Source organism: Rhizobium ecuadorense (genome assembly GCF_001187535.1).
GTDB lineage: Bacteria > Pseudomonadota > Alphaproteobacteria > Rhizobiales > Rhizobiaceae > Rhizobium > Rhizobium ecuadorense.
The window spans coordinates 1-284 of record NZ_LFIO01000608.1 but is presented as its reverse complement, the minus strand read 5'-3'; the positions used below and the strand labels follow the sequence as shown (position 1 = coordinate 284).

The following is a 284-nucleotide window of genomic DNA, read 5'->3' as shown; positions in this document are numbered from 1 at the left end:
CTTCGATACGCTTGATATGGGTCCTGAACGACGCTTCGCCGCCGCCGTGATACATGTCTCTGATGACCATGCGCAGGATCTCCTGAATGGCGATCTGCCAGGCCGTATTGATCGATTGAAGTTCGTTCGCAGTCTCTGCCATTGACGCTTCCTTGGTGCGAGTGAATGCCAGCACGCCTTCGGCCATGCTGCAGCGCGCGATCTGCAAGCCCGTCATTTCAGACGCGGTTTAAATCTCGAGCCCTGTCGATCGGGTTCTGATCTCAGCGGGCCCTGGCGCGTTT

The 284-nt window shown here is 57.4% G+C and carries 1 pseudogene; it reads right to left on the bottom strand.

The features are described from left to right. Nucleotides 1–217, bottom strand: a pseudogene (locus tag AF337_RS45330) (hypothetical protein); the annotation flags it as partial. Between the last annotated feature and the right edge of the window lie 67 nt (nt 218–284).